Here is a 24,964-nt window from a genome sequence, read left to right as displayed (position 1 = left end):
TTGCTTGTCTCGCACGATAGCGTCGCGCATTTCGACTACAGGTTGGTCGACGAGGCGCTGGTGATCATCCCGGTCGACAATCCGGCATTTGCGGACGCGGCCGCGGATCTGTACCTCAAAACGGCGGGCTTCGAGGTCACCCCGGATTACGGAAACGTCCAGACACTGAACATTCCCGAGGTGGTTTCGGGCGGTGGCCTGAACACCGCGGTCAACTATGGCGTGAATGATCTGGTCGACAAGATCGAGAGCGAATACACCGCGGGTGATTTCAGCGAGACCAATCCGCTGTATGTCTTCGGATACTCGCAAAGCTCTGTCGTCATGGGCATGGCAGAACAGCAACTGGCGGACTACGGCATCAAACCCGAAGACCTGAACTTTGTCATGGTTGGCGACAGCGCGTCCGCCGAGGGCGGTTTTTTGAACACGTTCCTCGACGAATTCCCAACGTCGTGGCAGCCCTACATTGTCGACCTGTTCAAGGATTTCGGCGCAGACGAGGTGCTGGGGCAGGTCACACCCACCGGCCTCTTCCCCACCGAGGTCTACAGCCTGTCGGGCGATGGCTGGGCGATTTACCACGATGGCCTCAACAATGCGGGCCTGTTCTCCGACCACCTGGAATATCTCGGCCTGACACCCCAGGAAATCGCCACCGCAGGCCAACCCGTCATCGACGGCGCGGGTCCCTATGCGACCGAATACTTCACCATCCAGGACTCCATGGTCAACAGCCTCGAAGCGCTCCTGACCCAACTCCAGATCGCCGACAGCGTCCTGTTCTGACGACGTCGCCGAGGCTAAGCTGCCGATGACTCAGGAGGCAGCGATGGCAGCTCGGTTGGCGGGCAAGGTGGCGATCGTCAGCGGTGGGGCCCGAGGCATGGGCGCCTCGCATGTGAAGGTTCTCGTCGAGGAGGGCGCCAAGGTGGTGTTCTACCTGGCCAGCGACGAGTCCAGCTACTCGACCGGTTCGGAGTTCGTCGTCGACGGCGGCTGCACGGCTGGTCTTGGGCACAAGGACTTCTCCGCGGTCGACACCGATCAGCAGCCCGAGTGGGTCACGTAGATCGCGACTGCTGCAAATAGGTTGCCAGCGCATTGGTTAGCCCTTGGCGGGCTTCGTCGAGGTCGGCGTACGAGCCGAGCTGACGTTCGGACACCAGGCCGCGCATCGCGCCGGGGATCAGGGCCGCCACCGCACGGACGCGTTGCGGATTGACTCCTAGCCCCGCGAACGCGCGCTGGCACGTTTCCTGCCAGCTCTTGCCCCACGAGAACAGCTCGGCCGCGGTCCGCGGAAACAGCCGCTCCAACTCGTCGGGCTTGCGGGGAAGCGCTGCGCGCAAGTTCTCGATCGCCCGCGAATCCTGGGACGCGAGCTCGTGATACAGGGTGTCGATGATCGGCGAAGTTCTGCAGTGTCCGTTCCATGGATGGCGTGGAGCCATGGAGCCAGCAGGGTCGCAACGTCTGCATCCCCTATCAAGACCCCATCGGCATGACGGTCACGGGTATGCCCGCGCTGGCCGCGATCGCCGGCGTGGTCGCGGCTCCTCCGGGACTGATGACCAGCGCTGACCTGCCGCTGCGCGGATTCGCCGGCCGCTTCAAGCGATAGCTCCCGCTGGTGGCGCGAGCGGGCTCGGTCAGTGTGGAATGTTAACGCCACAACGGGAGAGCGTGACAGCGACGTAACATTCCCGGAACCGATCGCCCTTAACGTCAGCCGCACACCAAGCGGATCAATCTGGCGATAGGGACTCCATTGAGCGGCAATGCTGTGCGCCTCCAGGCAATCACCAACGTCGAGGCGTATGTGCCTCCCGCGATCAGTTTCGATCCGGGCGAGGAGCCGGGGGAGATCTTCGGGTCGAACGTTTTCACCAAGGCCGAAATGCAGTCCCGGCTGCCCAAGGCGATCTACAAATCCATCGTCGCGACCATCGACAAAGGCACCAAGCTCGACCCCGCGGTCGCCGACGCGGTCGCGGTGGCCATGAAGGACTGGGCCCTGGAGAAGGGCGCCACCCATTACGCGCACGTGTTTTACCCGATGACCGGTCTGACCGCCGAGAAACACGACAGCTTCCTGGATCCGGTCGGCGACGGGACCACGCTTGCTGAGTTTGCCGGCAAGACGCTCATCCAGGGCGAACCTGATGCCTCCAGCTTCCCGTCGGGCGGTCTGCGGAGCACCTTCGAGGCCCGCGGCTACACCGGCTGGGACGCCACCAGCCCGGCCTACATCCTGGAAAACCCGAACGGCAACACGCTGTGCATCCCGACGGTCTTCGTCTCGATGACCGGTGAGGCGCTGGACTACAAGACGCCGCTGCTGCGCAGCCAGCAGGCTATGGGCGTGCACGCCGAGCGCGTTCTGAAGCTGTTCGGTCACAAGGATCTCAACCACGTCGTCTCATTCTGCGGTCCCGAGCAGGAGTACTTCCTGGTCGATCGGCATTTTTTCCTGGCGCGACCCGACCTCATCAACGCCGGGCGCACCTTGTTCGGCGCCAAGCCGCCCAAGGGCCAGGAGTTCGACGACCACTACTTCGGTGCAGTGCCCGAGCGTGTCCTCGGCTTCATGATGGACACCGAACGCGAACTGTTCAAACTCGGTATTCCCGCCAAGACCCGGCATAACGAGGTCGCCCCCGGCCAGTTCGAGTTGGCGCCGATGTTCGAGCGGGCCAACATTGCTTCCGACCACCAGCAGCTGACGATGACGATCTTCAAGACGCTGGCCAAAAAGCACGGCATGGAATGCTTGTTCCACGAGAAGCCGTTCGCCGGCGTCAACGGCTCCGGCAAGCACGTCAACTTCTCCCTGGGCAACTCCGAGCTGGGCTCGCTGCTGGTCCCCGGTGACACCCCGCACGAGAACGCGCAGTTCCTGGTGTTCTGCGCCGCGGTGATCCGCGCCGTGCACAAGTTCGCCGGACTGCTTCGGGTCTCGGTCGCCTCGGCCACCAACGACCACCGCCTGGGCGCCAACGAGGCGCCACCGGCGATCATCTCGATCTTCCTCGGCGAACAGCTCGCCGACGTCTTCGAGCAGATCGCCAAGGGCGCAGCCACATCCTCAAAGGGCAAGGGCACCATGATCATTGGTGTCGACACGCTGCCCGCGCTGCCGACTGATCCGGGTGACCGCAACCGCACCAGCCCGTTCGCGTTCACCGGTAACCGGTTCGAGTTCCGGGCGCCTGGCTCCGGGCAGACGGTTGCGGTGCCGTTGATCATCATCAACACGATCATGGCGGACTCGCTGGACTACTTGGCCACGAAGCTGGAGAAGGCCGTCGGCGATGGCGAGGATTTTGATCATGCAGTGCAGACACTGCTCACCGAGGTCATCACCGAACACGGCGATGTGGTGTACAACGGCGACGGCTACTCGGAGAAGTGGCAGATCGAGGCGGCCGAACGAGGCCTGCCGAACCTGAAAACCACGCTGGACGCCGTCGGGGAGCTGATCACGCCAGAAGCGGTCGAACTCTTCGAGAAGTACTCGGTGTTCAATGAGCGTGAGCTACATAGCCGCTACGAGGTCCAGCTAGAGCAGTACGCGCTGACCGTTGCGGTGGAGGCGAAGCTATCGGTGGAGCTCGGGACGACGGTCATCCTGCCCGCCGCACTGCGCTACCAGACTGAGCTCGCGCAGAACGTTGCCGCGTTGAAGGCCGCCGGTATCGCGGCGAGCACCGCTGTGCTTGAGGCGGTTTCGGCGCCGATCGCCGACCTCGAGGCCGGGCTGGCGACGCTGAAGTCGGCGTTGGCGGGCCACTCGGCGGAATCGGCATTCGACGAGGCCAAATACGCGCAGGAAGAGTTGCTGCCCGCGATGACGGCGATCCGGACGGCCGCCGACGCGCTGGAAGCCGTTGTGGCCGACGATCTGTGGCCACTGCCCACTTATCAGGAGATGCTGTACATCCTCTGACGCGCCGATTGGACGCGACGCACCTGTAGGCTGGCCCAGAGGTTTGTGGCCCTGGTTGAGTCCGCAGCCGATGGCGTATTGCGCAGTGTTTCGCGGGACACCGGTCGACGGCGGCCCCTTGTCTCGGCGCGCAGTTGTTGCGACAACGAAAGGGCGGTGCCAATCATGCCCTCCTGGCAGGACGATGACGGTAGCGGAGCGACGGCGACGACTCTGGCCAATCGCGAGGTCGGCGCGCAGATCGACGTCGAGGTCGCCGCTCCGAGCAGGTTGGAGTTTCAGGTTGCCGTCGCTCGGCTACCCGGCCTCGATATTCGGGAAGAGTTGGCAATTACGGTCAACGGCAAGCTACTTCAGCCCCGCGAGATCATCGGACAGCACGACACCCGGATCCATTCGATCGAGGTCGGCGAGGGCGTGGTCAGCCTGTCCTATCAGGCAACAGTTTCCGGTCACGCCAAACCCGCACCGGTCCGCGATATCGACGTGATCACCTACCTACGGCCGAGCCGTTACGCCGAGGCCGACAAGTTTTTCGGTTTCGCGGCCACCGAGTTCGGGCATTGCTCAGACTCGGCGACACTCCTGGAGAATGTTGCCGCGTGGGTTGGGGCGCGACTGTACTACGTTCCAGGATCGAGTGATCCGATCGACGGCGCCGCCGACACGCTGCTGGCGGGTGCCGGAGTGTGCCGTGACTACGCCCACCTGGTGGTCGCGTTGCTGCGTGCGGTGAATGTACCTGCTCGACTGGTGGCGGTCTACGCGCCAGGCTGCGACCCGATGGACTTTCATGCGGTAGCCGAAGCGCTCGTCGAGGGTGAGTGGCGGGTGGTCGATGCGACGTGCCTGGCTCCGCGGCAATCGATGGTGCGCATCGCGACAGGACGCGATGCCGCCGACACTGCTTTCCTGGATAACCACGCCGGGTCAATCACGTTGACCGGCATGACCGTAACCGCTTACGTCGACGGTGAGTTGCCGTTCGACTCGATCGACCACCTGGTCAGCTTGGCCTAACCCAGGTGTAGCCGCTCGCGGAGCGAGTCGGCGAGGAATCGCTTGATGGACACCGGCCGGAAGTTGCGGGCCGCGTCGGTCAACGTCGCGTGGGATTCGGCGCTGAGCTCGATATCGGCTGCGGCGACGTTGAATTCGAGCTGCTCGACGCTGGATGCCCCAGGGATGGCGACCACTCCGGGCAGGTTGATCAGCCAGGCCAGCGCGACCTGCGCCGGCTTGGCGTCGACGTCCTTGGCGACGTCGCGCAGCGTCTGCAACAGTGGTTCGATGCGTCGCAGATTCTCGGTGCCGAATAGTGAGTTGATCGCGCGTACACCGCCGGGCCGGTTGTCCACCCCGTACTTGCCGCCGAGCAGTCCCTGGGCCAGCGGGCTGTAGGCGATCACCACGCGGTTCTGCTGCTCGGCGAACGGCACCAAACCCTCGAGCGCTTGCGGATGCGCGAGCGAGAAATGCACCTGGTTGCTGATCACCGGTCGGCCGAGCGCGGCGTCGGCCTGCTTCCACCGCGACAGCGAGTAATTCGAGACGCCGGCCGCCCCGATCGCGCCGCTGTCCAACAGGTCGCGCATGCCGGGCATGATCACCGAGTCGGGGACCACTGGATTGGGCTGGTGGATTTGATACAGCGGAATGCGCTCCAACCCTAGTCGGCGCGCACTGGCGCGCTCGCGATGTTTGACCACCGCGGGAAACGGCGCGACCGGAAAGATCTTGCTGGCGACCGCAACCTGATCGCGCTCGTCGCCGAGCGCATCGCCGAGGATCCGCTCGCTTTTCCCGAGCCCGTACACCTCGGCGGTGTCGAAGAAGGTGACGCCCAACGCGCGTGCGCGACGAACGATGTCGCGGGCGGGACCGGCGGCATAACTGTCGCCATAGCCCCATTCGCGGGATCCGAACTGCCAGGTGCCCAGCCCGATCCGGCTGACACTGCCGATACCGTCGACGTTCAGATACTTCATCTAGCTCACGGTACTGACCGCGGCGGCGGTGTGCTCGGGTGGCCGGGCCATAACTCTCGAGCACTTCGCTGACCTTGCGCTCCGGACCACGTCGTCGTGTTCTGGGGTGGGGATTCCTGGGGTGGGCACGAGTATGGCAGCGCGGAGCGGCTGCGATTACGCTGAGCCTGCACCGGGGGGCGTTACAAGAGAGGGCAAAAATGTCACGGACAGTGGTCGTCGGAGCCTCCAGCGGGCTCGGGCGTTGTATCGGTGTCGGTCTCGCGCAGCGGGGTGGGCAGACCGCGCTGCTGGCGCGGCGACGCGCGCGGATCGAGGCCGCGGCCGAGGAAGCCGGCCCGGGCGCAATCGCCGTCGAATGCGATGTCACCGACGAGCAGTCGTGCCGGTCGGCGTTCGACCAGGCGGCCGAGTCGATGGGCGGCATCGACAACCTGATCTACACGCCCGCGATCAGCCCGCTGGTGCGGATGGTCGATACCGGCGCCGACACGTGGCGACGCATCTTCGACACCAATGTCATCGGCGCGTCGCTGGCGACGGCGGCGGCGATCCCGCACCTGACAGCGTCCGCGGGTAAGGCGGTCTACCTTTCCTCCGACGCCGGCAGTTTCGGGCCGCCGTGGCCCGGCCTCGGCGCATACGGCGTCAGCAAGGCCGCGTTGGAGCGCCTCGTCGAAGCCTGGCGGGCCGAGCATCCCGACGTCGGCTTCACCTCTCTCATCGTCGGGGAGTGCGCCGGCGGCGAGGGAGACGCGGCAACCGGGATGAACGCCGGTTGGGACAGTGACTTGGCGATGCAGGCCTATCCGCTGTGGGTGTCCGGTGGCTGCATGCCCGGCAAGTTGATGCCGGTCGAAGATCTCATCGAAGTGGTGCAGACCATCCTGGCGACCAACTCCTCGACGTCGATGCCGGTGGTGGTGGCGCGGGGTGCGCCGGCGGCTCAGGTCGCCTTCCCGGACACCAATTAGCCGAAGCCGCAATGCCGATCGGCGATGCCGCTATTGCGCGTCCTCTACAGTTGCGCTGACACTCACGAGCGAAGGAGACGCGGATGGCGTGGTTCATGGCCCTCCAAGGCCCACACCACACACCCCAGCAGTCGATGGTCTACGAACTCCAGGACGGGGTGGACGTCGACAAGATCGCCCAGGAGCTGGTCAGTTCCGCCACCTTGGACCGGGTCGTTGCTGTTCCGGCAGTGCTGTCGGCGAACAAGCGCCGGCACCAGAAGGTGACGATCTACGTCCGGCCCGCCGCGTGGGGGCTGTGGTCTTTCTACGAGTTGTCCGAAGAAGACCGCCGCGAAATGGCCAAGAACAACCCGGTCATCAATGCGCTCGCCGCGGCGCAGCAGCGTGCGGCGGCGGCCCAGGGCAAGCACGGGCCCGGCGGCCCGATGACCGTCCAGGTCAACCCGCTGACCGGTCAGGTCGGTCCGGCCAACACCGGTTAGCGGCTAAGCGGTGTGCTGAGTGTAGCCGGGGCCGTCGTCCAGCGCGGCGGCCCCGAGCGTGCCCAGCATGCCGACCGCGGCCCGTTGCCAGCTGAACATCTCGGCGCGCTGCCGGGCGCAGGCGCGGCGCTGCTCTTCGGGGCGGCTGACGACGCCTGTGACCGCCTCGGCGATGGCCTGCGGGTGGTTGTCGGCCAGCGCACCGCTGTCGGCCGTGATGATCTCGCCCAGCGCCGATGTGCGCGACACCACCGCCGGTGTGCCGCAGGCCAATGACTCCAGCGCGGCCAACCCGAAGGTTTCGTGCGGTCCGGGCGCGAGCGCGACATCGGCGGTGGCCAGTAGTTCGGCGACGCGGTGTCGATCGGAGATGAACCCGGTGAAGTCGATGGGCAGTCGGGCGGCCTGGCGCTGCAATTTCGCGCGCAGCGGTCCGTCGCCCACGACGATCAGTCGGACCTCGACGCCGGCGTCGCACAGCGCGGCCACCGCGTCGATGCTGCGGTCGGCCCGTTTCTCCACCGACAGCCGGCCGCAGTGCACCAGCAGGATCTGGCCGGGTTTCGCCCACCGCTGACGCGCCTGCAGGCAGCGGCGCGACGGGTGGAAAGTCTCCAGGTCCACGCCGAGCGGAATGGTGACGGTGTTGGTCGCGCCGATGCGGTCGAATTCTTCGCGCGCAAAGCCGGTCGTGCAGACCACGGTGTCGTAGTCGGCGGCGGTACGCCGGTTGGCGAAGTCGGCGAACCGGCGTGCGGTGCCGCGCGGAAGTACCTGGCCGGCAAGGCGATCGAGACGCTCGTGGGAGATCATCACGGTGGTCGCGCCGTGGTCGCGACCCCAGCGGCCCAGCGAGCGCAGCGTGAGCCGGTCGGACACTTCGAGGGTGTCGGGTTGTAACGACGTCAGCAAGGTGCGCACCGGCCCGGGCAGGACGGCTCGATATCCGCCGGTGAACGGAATCAGCTTGGCGGGCAGGGTGATTCGGTCGACGCCGGTCGAAAGGTGCGCGTGCTCGCCGTGACGCCCCGGGACGATCAGGAACACCTCGTGGCCCGCTGCGCAGTACTCCGCGCCCAACCGATCGACGGCTGTGCGAAGGCCGCCGGAACGAGGCCCGTAGAAGTTGGCGACTTGAACGACGCGCATACTCTCCAGCACAACCGGCGCTCGTGTGCAGTCAACGATCTGGCACTGACTTTTCGCTGAACTTGGCGTGAACACCGCAGATCGCGCATCGATGCGGGCGGCGTCACAACCGTATCCCGCAAACATCGCTGCGGCAGTTCGTGCTCGCTCACGACTCAGATATCGGTACGCTACCCTGCGATGGTCGTCCGCGACACCCGTTAGAATTAACCGTCCGGCTTCTGACCGGCAACGCAGAAGGTGTCACACCGCGACCGGTCGGGACGACGACGGGATGGGAAAGAGGAGATGCGCCATTTCGCGGCCACATCTGTCGTGGCCGGTGTAGGGATTCTCGTCGCAGGGTGTGGCGACGGCAGTCAGACCAGCCATCCGTCGACGACGACCATCACCTCACTGATCCCGCGTCCGGTGGTCGAACGTGAGCTGGAGTCGTTGTTGTTGACCCCGGCCCAAATCAACCCGCTGATCGGCGCGACCGGAATGGCGGTGGTCCGCAAGCACGACGCGATGTCCGACGACAGTGCCACGATGAAGCCGGCGGAGTGCCTGGCCATCGACGGTTCGGCGCAGGCCCGGGTCTACGCCGACAGTGGCTTCACCGGCGTCCGCGATCAGGAACTCAACGACGGAGACAATTTCACCCATTACGCTGAGCAGGCGGTGGTGCTGTTCCCGACGGTCAAGCAGGCCCACGTTTTCCTCGTCGCCTCGGCGCTGCGCTGGCCGCAATGCCATCACTACATCCACACTCAGTCCCGGACGCAATGGGACGTCGGGCCGATATCGGACGACAATGACGACCTGAGCACGATTTCGACGCAGCAGGAAGCGCAAGCCGGAGGGTGGGCTTGCGGTCGCGCGCTGGCCGTCAAAAACAACGTCGTTGTCGACGTCAACACCTGCAGCGCCAACCCGGCGAGCTCCGCCGTCGATATCGCCAATCAGATCGTCGCGAAAGTTGCTTTGCGGTAAGAGATCCGGTTAGTCCGGACCCGAGGGCCCCAGCAGCGGCGGCAACCAGCGGCAGCGCGTCGAGCGCAGCTTGCGCCGGCGAAACGAGCCGGTATCAGCGCGGCGGCGTCCACGAGATCGGCAGCGTCTTGATGCCGTGGATGAACGGTGACAGCAACCGCGACGGCTCAGCGGTCGCGACGATGTCGGGTATTTCGCGGTGCAACTCCTGGAACATCACCCGGATTTCGCGGCGGGCCAGGTTCGCGCCCAGGCAGAAGTGCGCGCCGCCGCCGCCGAAGCCGACATGCGGATTCGGGTCGCGGGTCACGTCGAACTTCCACGGGTCGGCGAACTTCGACTCATCGCGGTTGGCCGAGCAATACCACAGTGTGGCCTTGTCGCCGGCGGCCATCTTCGTCCCGTGCATCTGGAAATCGCGGGTGAGCGTGCGTCGCATGTAGACCACCGGCGAGGCCCATCGCACGACCTCTTCGACGGCCGTGTGGGACAGCGCGTCGAAGTCAGACCACCACGTCTGGCGTTGCTCGGGGTAGCGGGTCAGCGCGAGCAGTCCGTGGCTGATCGCGTTGCGCGTCGTCTCGTTGCCGGCGACGGCGAGCAGGATGAAGAACGACGCCACCTCGGCCGACGTGAGTCGCTCGCCGTCGACCTCGGCGCCCACCAGGCTGGTGGTCAGGTCGTCGTGGTGGTTCACGCGGCGGTCCTCGGCCAGCGCGTTGGCGTAGCCGCCGATGTCCATCGACACCTTCAGGAACTCGTCGAAGTCGGTCGTCAGATCGGGGTCGCCGAAGCCGAGAATGACGTTGGTCCAATGGAATATCTGCTGATGGTCCTCCTCGGGGATGCCCATCATGTCGCAGATGACTTGCAGTGGCAGCGGGCCGGCCAGCTCGGCGACAGCCTCGCCGTTGCCGTCGGGATGGTTGGCGACCATGTCGGCGACCAGCCGGCGGGCCCGCTCGCGCACGGATGTCTCGATGCGGGCCACCACTTTCGGGGTGAACGCTCGGCTGACGATCGACCGCAGCCGTTGGTGCCGCGGGTCATCGAGCACGATCATCGAGCCGAAGTACTCCGACACTTCCGGCGTCTGGTCGTTGATCGTGATGTTGGGACTGGAGCTGAAGATGTCGGGGTGACGGCTGGCGAAGTGGACGTCGTCCAGTCCGGTCAGCGCCCAATGTCCGTCGCCCTGCTGGAAGCCTTCCTGGACCGGTTCGGCCCAGAACGAGATCGGTGCCTCGCGCCGAAGCGTGGCGAATGCGCCGTCACGCTGATCGTCGTCGAGGCCCCAGAACTTCCAATCCCCGAGATCGATGTCGTCGAGCGCGATGTCAGGCGGCGCGGTGCCGTTCACTCGGGTCGCAAGGCTCATGTCGGCCGTCCTCGTCGTTGAGCGGGCAGTAGGCGCGAGCCTAAACGCCCGCGGTCGATCCGACTGTATTAGCCATCCGTTGCCGTGAAAGTGCGACTACCGACGGCGCCACTCGAGAAATGCGTCGGCAATTGCACCCTCGCGCCGCTCCGGGCGATGTCGGGTAGAGCATCGCCTGCGCGGGCGCCGGTCCGGTTGTCCTCAGAGCCGCGACGAAGATCGACTTGCTGGTCATGGTCATACATCGTGTCCTGTCGGCCAGCCGCGTGGGACGGTTTTCGGCTTCCGGGCGGGCCCGCTATGGCGGACGCCGATGCTGCGCTGCCGACTGATCGAACGGATGACGGGTTTCCGATTTCGGACGAAGGGCGGCCGCAGCCGCGCCTAGGGTGATCTGGGGTTCCTCGATCGAAAGGTGGCGCATGGCTAAACGGATCGTGGTGTGGGGTACCGGCTTTGTCGGCAAGATGGTGATCGCCGAAATCGTCAAACATCCGGAGTTCGAGCTTGTCGGCGTCGGCGTCAGTAAGCCGGCGAAAGTCGGCCACGACGTCGGCGAAATCTGCGGGCTCTCGGGGCCCATCGGCGTGACCGCCACCGACGATGTCGAGGCGCTGATCGCGCTGCAGCCCGATGCGTTGGTGCATTACGGGCCGACCGCCGCGCACGCTGAGGCGAACATCGCGCTGATGACGCGCTTTCTGCGCGCCGGCATCGACGTCTGCTCGACGGCGATGACGCCGTGGGTATGGCCGACCATGCATCTGAACCCGCCGAACTGGATCCAGCCCATCACCGAGGCGTGCCAGCTCGGTGAGTCGTCCTGCTTCACCACCGGCATCGACCCCGGATTCGCCAACGACCTGTTCCCGATGACGCTGATGGGCCTGTGTTCGGAGGTGCGCACGGTTCGCGCCTCCGAGTTACTGGACTACACCAACTACGAGGGCGACTACGAAATCGAGATGGGCATCGGGCGCGAGCCCGAATTCCGGCCGATGCTGGAAAATCAGGAGGTGCTGATCTTCGCCTGGGGCGGCACCGTCCCGATGATCGCCCATGCCGCCGGCATCATCCTCGACGAGATCACCACCACATGGGACAAATGGATCACCCCCAACGAACGCAAGACCGCCAAGGGCGTCATCCCGGCCGGACACGTCGCCGCAGTTCGTTTCACCATCAACGGTGTTTACAAGGGCCAGAACAGGATTGCGCTCGAGCATGTCAACCGCATCGGGCTGGACGCCGCACCGGGCTGGCCGGCCGGCACCAGGGACGACGTCTATCGCGTCGATATCGAAGGCACGCCGAGTATCTCGCAAGAGACCGCATTCCGGTTCACCGACGGATCCGGACGTGATGCGGCCGCCGCGGGCTGCCTGGCCACCGGACTGCGCGCACTGAACGCGGTTCCGGCCGTCAACGACCTGCCACCGGGGTGGGTCACCGCCCTGGACTTGCCGCTGATCGCCGGCGTCGGCACGATCCGCTAGCTGGCGTGGCCGTCGGGCCGAACCGGGGCAGCCGATAAATTGTTGCCTGATGCGCGCGATGAGACGACATGGCTGACGGCGAACGGTCGGCGTTAGGCCTTTCAATCGGGGCGACCAACCTGGCCGCGGTCACCGCCGATCGAGCGGCGACCCGTAAGCCGGTGCTGACGTTGTATCGGCAGCGCCCGCCCGAGGTCGGCGTGCCGTCGGAGAATCCGGAGCTCAACGAGCCCGGACTGGTGATCACCGATTTCGTGGGCCGGGTCGGGGATCCGGGCGGCATCGCGGCCGCCGACAACACCACGCATCGCAGCGAGACGCTGGTAGCCGACGCCCTTCGGGCATTGGCGTACACCGTCACCGAGGGCGGTGCATTGCCCGAGGCGGTCGCCGTCACCCATCCCGCGCACTGGAACTCGGCGGCAGTGAACTCGGTACGGGCGGCACTGGGACGGGTGTCGGAATGGTCGCACGGTCGACTGGTCCTGCTGCCGGACTCGGCGGCGGCGCTGTCGGCGTTACGGGCCAACCCTGGTGTGCCGGGCAGCGGGATCGTCGCAGTGTGCGACTTCGGCGGGTCCGGCGCCACCCTCAGCCTGGTCGACGCTGCGAACGGTTATCCGTCCATCACGCAACCCGTACGGCACCCGGAGTTCTCCGGTAGCCGGATCGACCAGGCGCTGCTGAACCACGTCCTCGGGAATCTCTGCGCCGACGGGTCGTTCGACACGTCGGCGACGTCGGCGATCGGGTCGCTGAGTCAATTACGTGCCGCGTGCCGCTACGCCAAGGAAAAGCTTTCGTCAGCGAACGAGACCGAGCTGACCGCCGAGGTACCGGGCTATCGCGGCAAAATTCAGCTGACGCGAAGCGATCTCGACGACGCGATCCGACAGCCGCTGGACACTTTCATCGGCTTCTTCCACGACGTATTGCAGCGCAACGGAGTTCGCCTCGGCGACTTGGCGGCGGTCGCGTCGGTAGGCGGCGGCGCAAGCATCCCGTTCGTGACCAGGACTCTGTCGGAGCAGTCGGGCGCACTCGTCATTACCGCGCCGCGGCCGCATCTGACCGCTGCAGTGGGTGCGGCGTTGCGCGCCGCGCGTGGGCCGGGTGACGGCGACACCGCGGCTGCACTGACGGCACTCGGATCGGTGAGCGACGCGACGAACACGTCCGAGCTGCCGGCCGAACCCGCGGTCGCGCCGGCGCTGGCCTGGTCGGAGGTAGCCGACGAACCGGACGTAGTCGGCGAGACCGGCGACGCCTGGTATCGCCGTCCCCCGGTGGTGGCGGTCGGCACGGCGCTGGCCCTGCTTGCGATCGGTGTCGGAGTCCTGATCACGCTGCGTCACACATCCGGCAACGCACCGTCGGCCAGCGAGCGTACGACGTCCCCACCGTCGGTGTCCAGATCGGCCGAAACCACTGCAAGCCGGCAACCGACGACGAACCCGTCCTCGTCCAGCGAAACAGCAACAGCAACAACAAAAACCGCAGCTCCGACCACGACGACGATTACCGAGGTGCCCACCAGCACGGACCGGCCGGGGCGGCCACGATCCCCGCAGCCGTCCGGGGATCGGCTGTTCCCTGGGCAGAGCGGGAGCTAGCCCGCGTCTTTACCAGCCTGTCGTCATCCTGACCGGGGAGTCAAGATCGAGCGCCTGAAAAGCCTTGTGGCACTGTGGGATTGCGGAGCGCTGACCGACACGGAGTCCCAGGTCGAAAAGCGCAGAGCGCTCGATGGCGGTCAGTGGCCCGTTAATGCCCCCGGGCGGCCCATTCGTCGTAATGGACCATTTCCTCGCCGATACGGGTGGTGTCGCCGTGGCCGGTGTAGACCACGGTGTCGGCGGGCAGGCTGCCGAGCCGGCCCGAAATCGACTGCAGAATCGTCGGGAAGTCCGAGAACGACCGACCGGTGGCCCCCGGTCCGCCGCAGAACAGGGTGTCGCCGCTGAACACCGCGCCCAACTCGGGGGCATACCAGCACACCGATCCAGGGGAGTGCCCGGGAGTGTGCAGCGCGTGCAGTTCGAGTCCGGCGACGGTGATTTTCTCGTCGTCGGAGACGGCGCGGAAGTTCCTGTCGGGGTGGGTCATCCGCCACAGCATGTCGTCGCCCGCGTGCAGCAGCACCGGTGCGTCGAGCGTGTCGCCGAGTTCGGGGGCGACGGTCACATGGTCGTTGTGGCCGTGCGTGCAGACCACCGCGACCACGTTGCGCCCGTTGACGGCGTCGATGATCGGTGCCGCGGTGTGCGCGGCGTCGAACACCACGACGTCGGTGTCGTCGCCGACCAGCCAGATGTTGTTGTCGACGTCCCAACTGCCGCCGTCGAGTTCGAAGGTGCCGTGGGTGACGATGCGTTCGATGGTGGCCATCTACAGGATCACCACCGAGCGCAGCACCTGGCCGCCGTGCATCTTGTGGAACGCCTCCTCGACGCCGCCCAGGTCGATGCGTTCGGAGACGAATTTCTCCAACGGCAACCTGCCCTGCAGGTACAGGTCGATCAGGGTGGGGAAGTCGCGCTCGGGCAGGCAGTCGCCGTACCAGGACGACTTCAGCGCCCCGCCGTGCGAGAAGAAGTCGATCAGCGGCATGTCGAGTTGCATGTCCGGTGTCGGAACACCCACCAGCACAACGGTTCCCGCGAGGTCGCGGGCGTAGAAGGCCTGCTTCCAAGTTTCTGGCCGGCCCACGGCGTCGATGACCACGTCGGCGCCGAAGCCGTCGGTGAGGTCCTGGACGGTCTCGACCACATCGAACTCGCGGGCGTTGACGGTGTGGGTGGCGCCAAAGCCGCGGGCCCACTCCAGCTTGGTGGTGTCGGTGTCGATCGCGATGATCCGGCGAGCGCCGACCAGGGCCGCGCCGGCGATCGCCGCGTCACCGACCCCGCCGCAGCCGATCACCGCGACGGTGTCGTCCCGGGTGATCGCGCCGGTGTTGATCGCCGCACCCAGGCCGGCCATCACCCCGCAGCCCAGCAGACCCGCGACCGCCGGGTCGGCGTCGGGGTTGACCAAGGTGGCCTGGCCCTGGTGCACCAACGTCTTGTCGGCGAAGGCCCCGATGCCCAGCGCGGGGGTGAGTTCGGTGCCGTCGGACAGCGTCATCTTCTGCGCGGCGTTGAAGGTGTCGAAGCACAGCTGCGGGCGTCCGCGCTTGCAGGCCCGGCACTGACCGCAGACTGCGCGCCAGTTCAGCACCACGAAATCGCCTGGCGCGACCGCGGTTACGCCGTCGCCGATTGCTTCGACGGTGCCCGCGGCCTCATGGCCGAGTAAAAAGGGGAAGTCATCGTTGATGCCGCCCTCGCGGTAGGTCAGGTCGGTGTGGCACACCCCGCACGCGGTGATGTCGACGACGACCTCGCCCGGGCCGGGATCGGGGATGACGATGTCGACCACCTCGACGGGGTCGCCCTTTTTCCGTGAAATCACGCCGCGCACTGTCTGGCTCATGGGCTTCAACTTAGCTAGCGCTTGGGCGTAGCGCTCGGTGGGGCTGACTCGATTGGCCGACTCCTTCCCATCGCGCTACGCGCTCTGCATCGTTGTCGGTAGTCTTCTGCGCGATGACTGCACTGCACGGACTCGACGACTGGCCGGTGCCCAATGTGGCCGCCGCAGTGGTCGGGCGGGAGGGTGTGCTGGCCACCCACGGCGACACCGGGCGGCAGTTTGTGCTGGCGTCGGTGACCAAGCCTCTGGTGGCGCGGGCCGCACAGGTCGCCGTCGAAGAGGGTGCCGTGGAACTCGACACCCCGGCCGGTCCGCCCGGATCGACCGTGCGCCATCTGCTCTCCCACGCCTCGGGTTTGGCGATGCTCGACGGCAAGACGTTCGCCAGGCCCGGCACTCGCCGGGTGTATTCGAACTACGGCTTCGCGGTCTTGGCCGAGACGGTGCAAGAGGCATCCGGCATCGAGTTCAGCCGGTACCTCACCGAAGCCGTGCTGGAACCGCTGGGCATGACCGCCACTCGCCTCGACGGCGGGGCGCAGGTCGCCGGTTACGGGGCGACCTCAACCGTCGCAGACCTGGCCGCGTTCGCCGCGGATCTGCTGTCGCCCGCAACGGTGTCACCCGACATGCACGCCGACGCGACCAGCGTGCAATTTCCCGGTCTCGATGGCGTCCTGCCTGGCTATGGGGTGCAGCGACCCAACGATTGGGGGCTGGGCTTCGAGATCCGGGACTCCAAGACGCCGCACTGGACGGGGACGCACAACTCGCCGGGCAGCTTCGGCCATTTCGGCCAGTCAGGCACGATGATCTGGGCAGATCCGGTCGCGAAACTCGCCTTCGTAGTGCTCACCGACCGGGATTTCGGCGACTGGGCGCTGCCGCTGTGGCCGGCCCTTTCTGACAGTGTCCTGAGGGAATTCAACTCGGACTAGCGCAACATTGGCCTCACAAGGCACAATAGACACGCAAGGCACACAAATCGTTACATCATCTGCTGCTTGTCGGATCTACCAGGTCGTTGGGGAAGACGTCTCTCGTGGAGCCGAAGGAGCATCAGATGCGCGCGTCGAACCAGTTCGCCGATGTGACGACAGGTGTGGTCTACGTCCATGCCTCGCCCGCCGCGGTATGCCCGCATGTCGAGTGGGCGTTGTCGTCGACTCTGGCATCCAAGGCCAACCTCAAGTGGACCCCGCAACCGGCGATGCCCGGACAATTGCGTGCTGTCACCAATTGGGTCGGTCCGGTGGGCACCGGCGCCCGGCTGGCCGACGCCCTGCGCTCCTGGTCGGTGCTGCGGTTCGAGGTCACCGAGGACCCCAGCGCCGGCGTCGACGGGCACCGGTTCTGCCACACCCCGCAGTTGGGCCTGTGGAACGGACCGATGAGCGCCAACGGCGACGTGATGATCGGCGAGATGCGGTTACGCTCGATGATGGCCGCCGGCGCCGACGCGCTGGCCGCCGAGCTGGATTCGGCACTGGGTACGGCGTGGGACGAGGCGCTGGAGGCTTACCGTGACGGTGGCGAGGGCGCCGAGGTGTCCTGGCTCAACCGCGGGGTTGGTTAATCGGCCGCCGCAGGACGTGCAGTGCGCCTGGCACCGCGGAGATCTGAGCGGGTAACGCACAGGCGAAATCGCCGTCGGCGTAGGCGTTGATACCCGGTGACTCCACGTCGACCGAGTTGACTCGTGCGGTGGTCACCTCGTCGAGGTCGACGTGGGTGCCTTTGTAGACGGTGGGGAAGAGGCGGATCAGCCGGGTCCGCGATGCGGAGTGCACCATGGTGATGTCGAGGAGTCCGTCGGTTGGATCGGCGTTGGGGCACACCAGCATTCCGCCGCCGTAGCTGCGGGTGTTGCCGAAGGCCGCGAGCGTGAGGTCGGTGACGACCTCGTCGCGGCCATCGAGCACCAACCGGAAGGGCAACAGCCGCAACTGGGAGAGTTCGGCGAGCATGGCCAGGTTGTAGCGCATCCGGCCGCGCGGCCATCGCATCCGGTTGGCCCGGTCGGTGACCAGCGAGTCGAATCCCGCGGCGGCGACGGTGCCGAACCATTTGGTGGCGCCGCCGCGGTCGCGAATCCGGCCCAGGTCGATGGTCTGCGTCCAGCCGTCGGCGATGATGTCGGCGGCAGCGACGGGATCTTTTGTCGGCAAACCAAATTCGCGGGCATGGTCGTTGCCGGTGCCGGCCGGGACGATGCCCAGCGGGATGTCCGTTTCGGCGAGGGCTTGCAGCGCGTCGGCGATCACCCCGTCGCCGCCGACGACAACCAGGGCGTCGGTGCCGCTGCCGACCGCGGTGTGCAGCAGGCGGCGGGCGTGTTCGGCGTCGCTGCCGACGATCGCGACCACGTCGATGCCGCGCTGTTGAAGTCGCGTGACCGCCTTCTCGGCGGCACGTGGCGCGTTGCCATGTCCCGACGCCGGATTGGTCAGTACGGTCACTCGGCCAATCTGGCGGGGCTGATGGCGCCGCTCCTCCTGCCCGCCGGGGATCGCACTGTTCTGGCTATCGTCGCGGCCCGCGGTCATGGGATCAGCTTGCCGGGGTTGAGAATTCCCGCGGGGTCCAGCGTCGACTTGACCGCCCGCAACACCTGCACACCCAGGTCGCCGACCTCGTCGGCCATCCAGGGCCGATGGTCGGCGCCGACGGCGTGGTGGTGGGTGATGGTCGCTCCGGCGGCGACGATCGCCTCGCCGGCGGCGGTTTTGGCGGCGCGCCACTGCTCGATCGGGTTACCGCGTTGCCCGGCGACGACGGTGAAGTAGAGCGAGGCCCCGGTGGCATACACGTGCGAAATGTGGCACAGAACGAGCGCCGGCGTGCCGGATTCGGCCAGCGAGCTGGTCAGCGCCTCGGTGACAGCAGCTTTCAGCGCGGGGATGTTCAACCAGTCGGTGGCTGTTTCGAGGGTCTCGCACAATGCGCCGTTGGCCAGCAGAGCGTCGCGCAGGTAGGGCGCGCCGAAGCGCCCGCGCTCCCAGGCTCGTGCCGGCGCCTCGCCCAGCGACGTGCCGCCCGCGGCGGTCATCAGCGCCCGGGTTTCGGCATGTCTGCTCTCGGCGTGCGCCTCGGTACCTTCGAACACCGTGATGGCCAGGCAGCCGCCGGTGCTGTGGGTTTCGCCGATGGGGTTGTCGCCGATCGACTCGGTGGTGGCCAGGTTGACCCCGGTCTCGGCCTCATCGGACAGCCGGATCACGGTCGGGCCGGCGCCTGTCTGGGTGACGGTACGCAATGCTGCTGTGCCGGTGGCGAAGTCAGGGAACGACCATGCCTCGTAGCGGCTGGCCTGCGGCGCGGCGTGGACCGCTACCCGCACTCGGGTGATGACGCCGAACACACCCTCCGAGCCGATGACCAGTTGCCGCAGATCTGGGCCGGCCGCCGACTGCGGAGCCCGGCCGAGATCCAGCACCCCGGCCGGTGTGATCACCCGCAGGCCGCGAACCATGTCGTCGAACCGGCCATAGCCCGCCGAATTCTGCCCTGACGAGCGGGTTGCGGCATAGCCGCCGAGGCTGGCGAATTCGAAGCTCTGCGGAAAATGTCCGAGTGAAAACCCTCGCGCGCCAAGCATGCCCTCGGCCTGCGGCCCGGTGACGCCGGCGCCGAATTCGGCCTCGCCGGACACCTCGTCGAAGTCCAGCAGTTGGTCGAAGCGGCGCAGGTCCAGCGACACGGCGGCGTCGAAGTCGCCGCGGACGGGATCGAGTCCGCCGACCACGCTGGTACCGCCGCCGAACGGGACGACGGCGATGCCGTGCTGCGAGCAGTACCGCAGGATCGCGGCGACGTCGTCGTCACAGCCGGGCAGCAGGACCGCATCGGGCGCGTCCTGAACACCGGAATCCTTGCGCCGTAACAGGTCCAGCGTGGACTTGCCGCCCGCGCGCAACAGCCGGTCGCGGTCGTCGACGCGGCAGTGGTCCGGGCCGACGATCGCGGTCAGCGCCTCGCGGTCGGCGGTCGACAACGCCGACGGGCGCAACTGCACCTGGTCGGCGTCGAGTTCGGCATCGGGTGACCCGGTCACGCCCAGGGCCTGGCTCAGCAGCGAGCGGATTCCTTCCGAGAGTGGTTTGGCTTCGTCCGGATCGCCCCAGGCGTTCCACTTCATCGGGGGGAGCAAGTCGGCAGCCATGCGTTACAGTATTACATATGCTGTCAATCAGTAACCTGCCTGTGCAGGACCGCATCCTCGCGGCCGCCGCGAGCTGCGTGGTCGATTTCGGCGTCGAGCGCGTGACGCTGGCCGAGATTGCGCGCCGCGCCGGCGTGAGCCGACCCACCGTGTATCGCCGCTGGCCGGACACCCGTTCGGTGCTGGCCGCGCTGTTGACCAGCCACATCACCGAGGCGGTGGCCGAGGCGCCGGTGCGCGGCAGCGGGCGTGCGGCGTTGGTCGATCGCGTGGTCGCGGTGGCCGAACGCCTGCGCGGCGACGAGCTGGTGATGGCGGTGCTGCGCTCGGAGTTGGCGCTGGTCTACATCGCCCAGCGGCTGGGCCGCAGCCAGCAGATGTTGATCGAGGCGTTGGCCAAGGACCTGCGGGCGGCCCAATACGACGGCAGCGTGCGGGCCGGCGATCCCCGTCAAATGGCCGCGATGGTGCTGCTGATCACCCAGTCGACCATCCAGTCGGCCCAGATCGTCCGCCCGATCCTGGACGCCGATGCCCTGGCAGCAGAACTCGCCCATTCGCTGAACGGATACCTCGCGTGATGTCAACCGCACTCAACGGCGCCCGCCGAACCGCTGACCTGACGGCACTGGCCGACGGCGCGCCCTCCGATGTCGTGGTGATCGGCGGCGGTATCACCGGTGTCGGCATAGCACTGGACGCGGCATCGCGGGGGCTGCGAGTGACGCTGGTCGAGAAGCACGACCTTGCCTTCGGGACCAGTCGATGGAGCTCCAAGCTGGTGCACGGCGGGCTGCGCTACCTGGCGACCGGCAACATCGGGATCGCCCGGCGCAGTGCCGTCGAACGGGGAATCTTGATGACCCGCAACGCCCCTCATCTGGTTCGGGCTATGCCACAGCTGGTCCCGCTGCTGCCGTCGATGGGCCGCATCGAGCGGGCCTTGGTGCGGACCGGGTTCCTGGCGGGCGACGTGCTGCGCATGACGGCGGGCACACCTGGATCCGTTTTGCCCGTTTCGCAACGTATTTCGGCGCAGCGCACCCTGGACATGACGCCGGCCGTTCGGCGCGACGGCCTCGACGGTGGTCTGTTGGCCTATGACGGGCAACTGATCGACGACGCCCGACTCGTCGCCGCCGTCGCGCGAACCGCGGCCCAGCGGGGTGCCCGGATCTTGACCTATACCGCGGCATCGCAGGCCACCGGGAACTCGCTGCGGTTGACCGACCAGCGCAGCGGCGAATCGTTCGACATCGCGACCCGCGCCGTCATCAACGCCACCGGGGTGTGGGCGGGGGAGATCGACCCGTCGGTGAAACTGCGCCCCAGTCGCGGTACCCACCTCGTCTTCGACGCCACGACATTCGGTAATCCCACCGCGGCGCTGACGATTCCGATCCCCGGTGCGCTCAACCGCTTCGTCTTCGCCATGCCCCAGCAACTGGGACGGATCTACCTGGGGCTGACCGACGAGGAGGCGCCCGGGCCGATTCCCGATGTGCCGCAACCGACGTCGGGGGAGATCACGTTCCTGCTGGACGTGGTCAACACCGCGTTGGGTATTTCGCTGGACCACGCCGACATCATCGGCTGCTATGCCGGGCTGCGGCCGCTGATCGACACCGGTGCCGGCCACACCGCCGACGTGTCCCGCGACCATGCCGTCGTCGAGTCGTCTTTGGGAGTGATCAGCGTGATCGGCGGCAAGCTCACCGAATACCGGCACATGGCCGAAGATGTGCTTGATCGCGCCATCGCGTTGCGGAAGCTCGACGCGGCTGCGTGCCAGACCCGAAACCTGCCGTTGGTCGGTGCACCGACCAACCCCGGGTCGACGGTGGCGCCGATGGCCGGCCTGCCCGAATCGCTGGTGCAGCGTTACGGAGCCGAGGCGGCCAACGTCATGGCCGCGGCCACCTGCGAGCGACCCGCCGATCCGGTTGCCGACGGGATCGACGTGACGCGTGCAGAGTTCGAGTACGCCATCACCCACGAGGGCGCGCTGACCGTTGACGACATCGTCGACCGACGCACCCGGATCGGTCTGGTGGCTGCCGATCGTGAACGAGTCATCGGCGTCGCCGAAGAGCTGCTGGATCTCAGCAGCTAGCGTTGGCTCACCACGCGCGAAAAACCGGTCACCACGCGCTGGGTTTTACAGCGGGATGTTCTTGTGCCGTCCGCGTCGCGTCGGCGCCTCGGCCAGCGCCTGGGTGATCTTGCCGCGGGTGTGGGCGGGATCGATCTTCTCGTCGACGACGCCGATCTCGATGGCGTTGTCCACACCGCCGGCGATCCGCTCGTGCTCGGCGGCCAGCTCCTCGTGCAGCGCGTCGCGCTCGTGGTCGGGAACTGCGGCCAGCTTCTTCTTGTGCAGAATGCCGACGGCCGCCTTGGCGCCCATCACCGCGACCTCGGCGTCCGGCCAGGCGAACACCTTGGTCGCGCCCAGCGAACGTGAGTTCATCGCAATGTAGGCCCCGCCGTAAATCTTTCGGGTGACCAAGGTGACGCGCGGAACGGTGGCCTCACCGAACGCGTGCAGCAGCTTGGCCCCGCGGCGCACCACGCCACCCCATTCCTGGTCCACGCCGGGCAGGTAGCCGGGCACGTCGACGATCACGATCAGCGGGATGCCGAACGCGTCGCACAGCCGCACGAAACGTGCTGCCTTCTCCGCGCTTTCGGAGTTCAGGCAGCCGCCCAGTCGCAGCGGGTTGTTGGCCAGCACTCCCACCGAGCGTCCGGACAACCGGCCCAGACCGACCACCATCGACGGCGCCCACTTGGCCTGAAACTCCTCGAACGGTGCGTCATCATCGAGTAGCGCGGTGACCAGCGGGTGCACGTCGTAGGCCCGTCGCGGCGATTCCGGCAGCAGCGCGTGCAGGTCGGTTTCGTGCGCCTCGGCCTTGCTGCGGTCGAAATGCCCTTGCTGGCAGAACAATCCGACCAACCGACGACCGCGCTCGTAGGCGTCGTCCTCGTCGTCGGCGACGATGTGGCACACACCGGACTTTTTGTGGTGGGTGTCCGGGCCGCCCAGCGACGCCATGTCGACGTCCTCGCCGGTGACGCTGCGGACGACGTCGGGTCCGGTGACGAACACCCGGCCCTCCGGCGCCATGATGACCACGTCGGTCAGCGCCGGCCCGTAGGCGGCGCCGCCGGCGGCGAAACCCACCACGACCGAGATCTGCGGGACGTAGCCCGACGCCCGGATCATCGCCTCGAACACCAAACCGACGGCGTGCAGGGCCTTGACGCCCTCGGCCAGCCGCGCGCCGCCGGAGTGCCAGATACCCACGATCGGGCTTTGCTCCTCGATGGCGGTGTCGTAGGCGTTGACAATGTGCGTGCAGCCCTCGAGCCCCATGGCGCCACCCATCACGGTGCCGTCGGTGGCAAAGGCGATGGTGCGCACGCCGTTTACGGTTCCGCCCGCGGCGAGCACTCCGGAGCGGTCACGCTCGTGCAGCAACTCGATGCTGCCGTTGTCGAAGAACCTGCTCAGGCGCAGCAACGGGTCACGCGGGTCGAGCGACTCGTCGATTGCCTCAGGGGCCAGGGTCGTCATCGCAAGTCTCCTCGTCTGAAATGCTGTTCGGTCAGTACCGGCCGAAGGTGAGTGCCACGTTGTGCCCGCCGAAGCCGAACGAATTGTTGACGGCGTACTTGAAGTCGCCGGTGCGCGGCGCGCCGGCCACCACGTCGAGGTCGATGTCCGGGTCGAGGTTCTTCAGGTTCAGGGTGGGCGGGATGACCTGGTCGCGCAGTGCTAGCACGGTCAGGATCGACTCCACCGCGCCGACCGCGCCGACGGAGTGGCCGAGCGCACCCTTGGGGGCGTACACCGCCGCGTTGCCGCCGCCTGCACCGAGGGCCCGGTTGATGGCCTTGCCTTCGGCCACGTCACCGACCGAGGTCCCGGTGGCGTGCGCATTGATGTGGTCGATGTCGGACGGCTGGAGCCCGGCCAGCTGGACTGAGCGGGTGATCGCATGACCGGCGCGCTCGCCGTTGGGATCCGGCGCCACCATGTGGAAGCCGTCGGAGGTGACGCTGGCGCCCATCAGCCGGGCCAAAATGTTTGCGCCGCGGGCCTTGGCGTGCTCTTCGGTCTCGATCACAATCAGCGCGCCGGCCTCACCGAACACGAAGCCGTTACGGTCCTTGTCGAACGGGCGGCAGGCGCCGGCCGGGTCGTCGTTGCTGGTGGACAACACGATGCGCATCTGGGCGAAGCCCGCGATCGGCACCGCCTCGATCCTGGTCTCGACACCACCGCAGATCGCGATGTCGGCTTCGCCGAGCGCGAGCTGCTGCCAAGCGCGGGCGATTCCCTCCGATCCGGACGCACATGCCGAGATCGAGGTCATCACACCGGCCTTGGCGTGCCGTTCGAGCCCCACCGCCGCGGCCGCGCCATTGGGCATGTACATCTGCACGACCAGCGGGGAGACCGCCTTCAAGCCTCTTTCGCGCATGGCGTCGTAGGCGAAGATCAACTCTTCGCTGGACCCGATGCCGGTGCCGATGGACACCGCCAACCGATTGGTGTCGACCTCGGGCGAACCGGCGTTCTCCCACACCCGCCGGTTCAGCACCGTGGCCATCTTTTGCAGGTAACCCATTCGGCGGGCCTCGACGCGGTTCAACTGGCTGTCGAACTCCTCGAGCAGATGCCCCCCGATACGAACCGGCAGGTTGAACTCCTCAACAAAGGGATCGTCGAGGGTGCGGATCCCGCTTTGCCCGTCCAGCAGCATCTTCCACGTGGTCTCGGCATCGGTTGCGACAGCGGTCGTCATCGCGACGCCGGTGACAACGATGTCGGGGAAACCGTTCCCCGTAGTCAACTTTGACGATCTGGTCATGGGCCCTACGACTGTGCCTTTCGTGCCGGTCCGGCTCCTGCGCGGGCCGTTCAC

Annotated in this window: 21 protein-coding genes and 3 pseudogenes; 14 read left to right on the top strand and 10 right to left on the bottom strand. The window is 66.8% G+C overall.

The genetic code is table 11. The features are described from left to right. Together ABDV69_RS08160 and ABDV69_RS08155 are read left to right on the top strand one after the other, a co-directional pair. A partial coding sequence (locus ABDV69_RS08160; RefSeq protein WP_343573138.1) for a PE-PPE domain-containing protein occupies positions 1-789 on the top strand: 789 nt, incomplete at its 5' end. 130 nt (positions 790-919) lie between these two features. Continuing rightward, positions 920-1,072, top strand: a pseudogene (locus tag ABDV69_RS08155) (3-alpha-hydroxysteroid dehydrogenase); the annotation flags it as partial. On the opposite strand, the pseudogene ABDV69_RS08150 reads toward ABDV69_RS08155, so the two are convergent. Beyond that, positions 1,065-1,409, bottom strand: a pseudogene (locus ABDV69_RS08150) (TetR/AcrR family transcriptional regulator); the annotation flags it as partial. The pseudogenes ABDV69_RS08155 and ABDV69_RS08150 overlap by 8 nt on opposite strands. 89 nt (positions 1,410-1,498) lie before the next feature. On the opposite strand from ABDV69_RS08150, the pseudogene ABDV69_RS08145 reads away from it, so the two are divergent. The 3 genes and pseudogenes from ABDV69_RS08145 to ABDV69_RS08135 all read left to right on the top strand — a co-directional run. Beyond that, positions 1,499-1,624: pseudogene (locus tag ABDV69_RS08145) on the top strand (dihydrodipicolinate reductase); the annotation flags it as partial. Positions 1,625-1,771: 147 nt separating this feature from the next. Continuing rightward, positions 1,772-3,949, top strand: a complete 2,178-nt coding sequence (locus tag ABDV69_RS08140; RefSeq protein WP_343573136.1) for a glutamine synthetase III — start codon at positions 1,772-1,774, stop codon at positions 3,947-3,949. 165 nt (positions 3,950-4,114) lie between these two features. Then, the gene (locus ABDV69_RS08135; RefSeq protein WP_343573135.1) at positions 4,115-4,969 is read left to right on the top strand and encodes a transglutaminase family protein; all 855 of its coding nucleotides are present in this window, start codon (positions 4,115-4,117) and stop codon (positions 4,967-4,969) included. Here ABDV69_RS08135 and ABDV69_RS08130 read toward each other — a convergent pair. Further along, positions 4,966-5,937 (bottom strand): aldo/keto reductase, encoded by a 972-nt coding sequence (locus tag ABDV69_RS08130; RefSeq protein WP_343573133.1) that lies wholly within the window; start codon positions 5,935-5,937, stop codon positions 4,966-4,968. The two genes, ABDV69_RS08135 and ABDV69_RS08130, sit on opposite strands and share 4 nt — an antisense overlap. A 212-nt stretch (positions 5,938-6,149) precedes the next feature. Between ABDV69_RS08130 and ABDV69_RS08125 the strand changes: the two genes are divergently transcribed. Both ABDV69_RS08125 and ABDV69_RS08120 read left to right on the top strand, forming a co-directional pair. Then, complete coding sequence (locus ABDV69_RS08125) at positions 6,150-6,911, top strand: SDR family oxidoreductase (RefSeq protein ID WP_343573143.1); 762 nt, start codon at positions 6,150-6,152, stop codon at positions 6,909-6,911. An 83-nt stretch (positions 6,912-6,994) separates the two neighbouring features. Then, positions 6,995-7,396 (top strand): hypothetical protein, encoded by a 402-nt coding sequence (locus ABDV69_RS08120; RefSeq protein WP_343573132.1) that lies wholly within the window; start codon positions 6,995-6,997, stop codon positions 7,394-7,396. A gap of 3 nt (positions 7,397-7,399) precedes the next feature. Here ABDV69_RS08120 and ABDV69_RS08115 read toward each other — a convergent pair whose 3' ends face one another. Continuing rightward, positions 7,400-8,545: a glycosyltransferase gene (locus ABDV69_RS08115; RefSeq protein ID WP_343573131.1), complete on the bottom strand. Its 1,146-nt coding sequence runs from the start codon at positions 8,543-8,545 to the stop codon at positions 7,400-7,402. Positions 8,546-8,833: 288 nt separating this feature from the next. Here ABDV69_RS08115 and ABDV69_RS08110 point away from each other — a divergent pair, with 288 nt between their 5' ends. After that, the gene (locus ABDV69_RS08110; RefSeq protein ID WP_343573129.1) at positions 8,834-9,520 is read left to right on the top strand and encodes a sensor domain-containing protein; all 687 of its coding nucleotides are present in this window, start codon (positions 8,834-8,836) and stop codon (positions 9,518-9,520) included. Positions 9,521-9,614: 94 nt separating this feature from the next. On the opposite strand, the gene ABDV69_RS08105 is transcribed toward ABDV69_RS08110, so the two are convergent. Continuing rightward, positions 9,615-10,898, bottom strand: coding sequence for a cytochrome P450 (locus ABDV69_RS08105; RefSeq protein WP_343573128.1), 1,284 nt, complete (start codon positions 10,896-10,898; stop codon positions 9,615-9,617). A gap of 422 nt (positions 10,899-11,320) precedes the next feature. Here ABDV69_RS08105 and ABDV69_RS08100 point away from each other — a divergent pair, with 422 nt between their 5' ends. Then, positions 11,321-12,394, top strand: a complete 1,074-nt coding sequence (locus ABDV69_RS08100; protein WP_343573126.1) for a dihydrodipicolinate reductase — start codon at positions 11,321-11,323, stop codon at positions 12,392-12,394. Between the two features lie 68 nt (positions 12,395-12,462). Next, positions 12,463-14,007, top strand: coding sequence for an Hsp70 family protein (locus tag ABDV69_RS08095; protein WP_343573124.1), 1,545 nt, complete (start codon positions 12,463-12,465; stop codon positions 14,005-14,007). A 151-nt stretch (positions 14,008-14,158) separates the two neighbouring features. Here ABDV69_RS08095 and ABDV69_RS08090 read toward each other — a convergent pair whose 3' ends face one another. Beyond that, positions 14,159-14,782 (bottom strand): MBL fold metallo-hydrolase, encoded by a 624-nt coding sequence (locus ABDV69_RS08090; protein WP_343573122.1) that lies wholly within the window; start codon positions 14,780-14,782, stop codon positions 14,159-14,161. Further along, entirely contained in the window at positions 14,783-15,868 is a 1,086-nt protein-coding gene (locus ABDV69_RS08085; protein ID WP_343573120.1) for an S-(hydroxymethyl)mycothiol dehydrogenase, read from the bottom strand. 113 nt (positions 15,869-15,981) lie between these two features. Between ABDV69_RS08085 and ABDV69_RS08080 the strand changes: the two genes are divergently transcribed. Together ABDV69_RS08080 and ABDV69_RS08075 are read left to right on the top strand one after the other, a co-directional pair. After that, the gene (locus tag ABDV69_RS08080; protein ID WP_343573119.1) at positions 15,982-16,806 is read left to right on the top strand and encodes a serine hydrolase domain-containing protein; all 825 of its coding nucleotides are present in this window, start codon (positions 15,982-15,984) and stop codon (positions 16,804-16,806) included. A gap of 125 nt (positions 16,807-16,931) precedes the next feature. Next, complete coding sequence (locus tag ABDV69_RS08075) at positions 16,932-17,444, top strand: DUF3145 domain-containing protein (RefSeq protein ID WP_343573117.1); 513 nt, start codon at positions 16,932-16,934, stop codon at positions 17,442-17,444. Here ABDV69_RS08075 and ABDV69_RS08070 read toward each other — a convergent pair. Both ABDV69_RS08070 and ABDV69_RS08065 read right to left on the bottom strand, forming a co-directional pair. Next, positions 17,425-18,378 carry a diacylglycerol kinase gene (locus tag ABDV69_RS08070; protein ID WP_343573141.1) on the bottom strand — a complete coding sequence of 318 codons (954 nt, stop codon included), beginning with the start codon at positions 18,376-18,378 and terminating at the stop codon, positions 17,425-17,427. The two genes, ABDV69_RS08075 and ABDV69_RS08070, sit on opposite strands and share 20 nt — an antisense overlap. A gap of 32 nt (positions 18,379-18,410) precedes the next feature. Further along, positions 18,411-20,006, bottom strand: coding sequence for an FAD-binding oxidoreductase (locus ABDV69_RS08065; protein WP_343573140.1), 1,596 nt, complete (start codon positions 20,004-20,006; stop codon positions 18,411-18,413). 41 nt (positions 20,007-20,047) lie between these two features. Between ABDV69_RS08065 and ABDV69_RS08060 the strand changes: the two genes are divergently transcribed. Both ABDV69_RS08060 and ABDV69_RS08055 read left to right on the top strand, forming a co-directional pair. Next, the gene (locus ABDV69_RS08060) at positions 20,048-20,611 is read left to right on the top strand and encodes a helix-turn-helix domain-containing protein (RefSeq protein ID WP_343573116.1); all 564 of its coding nucleotides are present in this window, start codon (positions 20,048-20,050) and stop codon (positions 20,609-20,611) included. After that, entirely contained in the window at positions 20,611-22,143 is a 1,533-nt protein-coding gene (locus ABDV69_RS08055) for a glycerol-3-phosphate dehydrogenase/oxidase (RefSeq protein ID WP_343573139.1), read from the top strand. Before ABDV69_RS08060 ends, ABDV69_RS08055 begins: the two co-directional genes overlap by 1 nt. A 45-nt stretch (positions 22,144-22,188) precedes the next feature. On the opposite strand, the gene ABDV69_RS08050 is transcribed toward ABDV69_RS08055, so the two are convergent. Beyond that, positions 22,189-23,610, bottom strand: a complete 1,422-nt coding sequence (locus ABDV69_RS08050) for an acyl-CoA carboxylase subunit beta (protein WP_343573114.1) — start codon at positions 23,608-23,610, stop codon at positions 22,189-22,191. Between the two features lie 31 nt (positions 23,611-23,641). Next, positions 23,642-24,910, bottom strand: coding sequence for a 3-oxoacyl-ACP synthase KasB (gene kasB / locus ABDV69_RS08045; RefSeq protein WP_343573112.1), 1,269 nt, complete (start codon positions 24,908-24,910; stop codon positions 23,642-23,644). Between the last annotated feature and the right edge of the window lie 54 nt (positions 24,911-24,964).

This window comes from Mycobacterium sp. (genome assembly GCF_039583785.1).
Taxonomy (GTDB): Bacteria; Actinomycetota; Actinomycetes; order Mycobacteriales; family Mycobacteriaceae; genus Mycobacterium.
The sequence above is the reverse complement of the archived record's forward strand: the minus strand, read 5'-3'. Positions and strand labels throughout refer to the sequence as shown.

Excerpts from the sequence above, each read along its gene's own strand:
- ABDV69_RS08085 (WP_343573120.1), bottom strand. The coding sequence starts at position 15,868 with ATGAGCCAGACAGTGCGCGGCGTGATTTCACGGAAAAAGGGCGACCCC.
- ABDV69_RS08130 (WP_343573133.1), bottom strand. The coding sequence starts at position 5,937 with ATGAAGTATCTGAACGTCGACGGTATCGGCAGTGTCAGCCGGATCGGG.
- ABDV69_RS08080 (WP_343573119.1), top strand. The coding sequence starts at position 15,982 with ATGACTGCACTGCACGGACTCGACGACTGGCCGGTGCCCAATGTGGCC.
- ABDV69_RS08135 (WP_343573135.1), top strand. The coding sequence starts at position 4,115 with ATGCCCTCCTGGCAGGACGATGACGGTAGCGGAGCGACGGCGACGACT.
- kasB (WP_343573112.1), bottom strand. The coding sequence starts at position 24,910 with ATGACCAGATCGTCAAAGTTGACTACGGGGAACGGTTTCCCCGACATC.
- ABDV69_RS08095 (WP_343573124.1), top strand. The coding sequence starts at position 12,463 with ATGGCTGACGGCGAACGGTCGGCGTTAGGCCTTTCAATCGGGGCGACC.
- ABDV69_RS08060 (WP_343573116.1), top strand. The coding sequence starts at position 20,048 with ATGCTGTCAATCAGTAACCTGCCTGTGCAGGACCGCATCCTCGCGGCC.
- ABDV69_RS08050 (WP_343573114.1), bottom strand. The coding sequence starts at position 23,610 with ATGACGACCCTGGCCCCTGAGGCAATCGACGAGTCGCTCGACCCGCGT.
- ABDV69_RS08075 (WP_343573117.1), top strand. The coding sequence starts at position 16,932 with ATGCGCGCGTCGAACCAGTTCGCCGATGTGACGACAGGTGTGGTCTAC.
- ABDV69_RS08110 (WP_343573129.1), top strand. The coding sequence starts at position 8,834 with ATGCGCCATTTCGCGGCCACATCTGTCGTGGCCGGTGTAGGGATTCTC.
- ABDV69_RS08055 (WP_343573139.1), top strand. The coding sequence starts at position 20,611 with ATGTCAACCGCACTCAACGGCGCCCGCCGAACCGCTGACCTGACGGCA.
- ABDV69_RS08115 (WP_343573131.1), bottom strand. The coding sequence starts at position 8,545 with ATGCGCGTCGTTCAAGTCGCCAACTTCTACGGGCCTCGTTCCGGCGGC.
- ABDV69_RS08090 (WP_343573122.1), bottom strand. The coding sequence starts at position 14,782 with ATGGCCACCATCGAACGCATCGTCACCCACGGCACCTTCGAACTCGAC.
- ABDV69_RS08120 (WP_343573132.1), top strand. The coding sequence starts at position 6,995 with ATGGCGTGGTTCATGGCCCTCCAAGGCCCACACCACACACCCCAGCAG.
- ABDV69_RS08105 (WP_343573128.1), bottom strand. The coding sequence starts at position 10,898 with ATGAGCCTTGCGACCCGAGTGAACGGCACCGCGCCGCCTGACATCGCG.
- ABDV69_RS08065 (WP_343573140.1), bottom strand. The coding sequence starts at position 20,006 with ATGAAGTGGAACGCCTGGGGCGATCCGGACGAAGCCAAACCACTCTCG.
- ABDV69_RS08100 (WP_343573126.1), top strand. The coding sequence starts at position 11,321 with ATGGCTAAACGGATCGTGGTGTGGGGTACCGGCTTTGTCGGCAAGATG.